Raw genomic sequence first — 2313 nt, forward strand, 5'->3', positions numbered from 1 at the left:
GTGGATATCGAAGCCAAGAATGCTTACAAGGCTTTGCTCAAGGAAGGTAAGTCGGAAAAAGCGGCTTTCGCCATCATTTTGGCGAAAGCCCGCGACAATAGTCGGACGCCAATGCAGTGGGATGATTCGGCAAATGCCGGTTTTACCACCGGCACGCCTTGGTTGCGGCCGACGAATCAAAAAGAAATCAACGTCAAAGATGAGTTAGCGCATGGCGAAATTTTCCAATTTTATCAAAAGCTGATTGCGTTGCGAAAACAATATGACGTGATCAGTGACGGGAGTTATGAACCGTTTGGAACCGATATCGACCGCTTGTATGCGTACGAACGGGTTGCTGGTGAGGATCATTTGTTGGTCCTGAATAACTTCAGTGACAAGACGATCACAGTACCGCTGCCAAATCGATTCCAATCCGCAAAAGTGCTTATTACCAACGAATCAGGATTAATACCAACTGCAACGATGACATTGCCGCCGTATGCGACGATCGCATTGTTGACATCGGAAGAGAATTAAGGAGGAACCAAAAATGGCTGATGAAAAGAAGCTACACATTTTGGCGCCTGTTTCAGGGCTTGCCATGGCGATTACAGACGTCTCCGATCCGGTCTTTTCACAGAAAATGATGGGTGATGGCTTTGGCATTGAACCATCAGATGGTCAGATTGCTGCGCCGGTTGACGGACGCATCATGATGATTGCCGATACCAAGCATGCAATCGGGATTAAAGCCGATGACGGCGCCGAGTTGTTGATTCACTTGGGCATTGATACGGTTGAGTTGAAAGGCGCACCGTTTGAAATCGATACGGCAATGGATGCCAAAGTCAAAGCTGGGGACGTGATTGGCTCCATGGATTTGGATGCGATCAAGAAAGCCGGCAAAAAGACCACGGTCATTGTTGCGATTACCAATACCAATGACGTGGTTGATCATCTTGATGTCACCCCGGGCGAAGTTAAGGTTGGTGAAGAAGTTGCCGTGATGACACCTAAGGCAGCTGCGGCTACATCAACAACCGCGGCGACGCCAAATAAGAAGGAAAGCAAGTATGCGGCGACTGCCCGCCAGATTATTGCTGATGTCGGCGGGGCGCAGAACGTCAATAGTTTGATTCACTGTATCACCCGGTTGCGGTTTTATCTGAAAGATGAACAAAAGCCGGACGATGACACAGTGCGCAACATTCCGGGCGTCATTGATGTTGCCCGAGCAAACGGCCAGTATCAAGTGGTCATTGGGCAAGCCGTCACTGACGTTTATGATGAAGTCATTAAACAGTTAGGCCCCGGCTACTCTAATGCTGAAGGTACTGCGGAAGCCATTAAAGAAACCCAAGCAGAGGCTAAAGATACCAGCTTCTGGGGTACAATCAAACGTTGGACCCAAGCGTTGATCGGGACGATAACCGGATCCATGATTCCGGTTATCGGACTGTTGGCCGCCAGTGGGATGCTCAAAGGTGTTCTCAACATTATGACCACCTGGTTCCATCTTTCAACAACGGATCCGACATACGTGATTATTAATGCGATGGGCGATGCAGCTTTTTACTTCCTGCCTGTGATCGTTGGTTTCACGGCCGCGCAAAAACTCGGCTCCGATCCGGTTATCGTTGGCATTATCGGTGCGTTCCTGATTTATCCATCAATTGCTAAGATTGCAACGGCTGGTAAAGTTAGTGGTACGTTACTGGGCATGGGTGTCAATGCCAGTTTCTTCGGCTTACCGGTCCACATTGCGAATTACACGTATTCGATTTTCCCGATGATTTTTGCGGCATGGATGGCAGCCAAGCTTGAACCGTGGATCAAGAGCTGGATGCCACTGGTTCTGCGGATGATTTTCACGCCGCTGGTTGAAATCTTCTTAGTCGGCATGACGGTTGTCTTGGTTGTCGGGCCACTGATCACGGTGCTGTCTGGTGCGATCACATCCGGGATTCAGGCATTGCTCAGCTTGACGCCAATGATTTCCGACGCCATTATTGCCGGTCTGTATCAGGTTCTGGTTATCTTCGGATTGCACTGGGCGGTTATCCCGGTTATTACCGCACAATTGTCTTCGGCACACCCAGAGTCCGTGCTTAACGGCATCGTCTCCATTTCCATGATTGCCCAAGGTGCCGGCGCGTTGGCTGTCTGGGTTAAGACTAAGCACAACCCAGCACTGAAAGGTTTGTCTATTTCCGCGTTCATCAGCGCATGCTGCGGCATCACCGAACCTGCGATGTATGGTGTTAACTTGAAGTATGGCCGGGTCTTTGTCTTTGCTAGTATCGGTGCCGCAATCGGTGGCGTTGTCAATGG

2 protein-coding genes are annotated in these 2313 nt (G+C 49.8%); both read left to right on the forward strand.

Annotation, left to right across the window (positions count from 1 at the left end):
• Window positions 1–519 (forward strand): alpha-amylase family glycosyl hydrolase (locus GSO_RS15210; RefSeq protein WP_029345630.1); only part of this gene is annotated, 519 nt, incomplete at its 5' end.
• 13 nt (window positions 520–532) lie between these two features.
• The coding region (locus GSO_RS15215) for a PTS sugar transporter subunit IIABC (RefSeq protein WP_010493854.1) at window positions 533–2313 on the forward strand (1781 nt) is incomplete at its 3' end.

Origin of the sequence: Lacticaseibacillus zeae DSM 20178 = KCTC 3804 (assembly GCF_000260435.1) — a bacterium.
GTDB classification, from domain to species: Bacteria; Bacillota; Bacilli; order Lactobacillales; family Lactobacillaceae; genus Lacticaseibacillus; species Lacticaseibacillus zeae.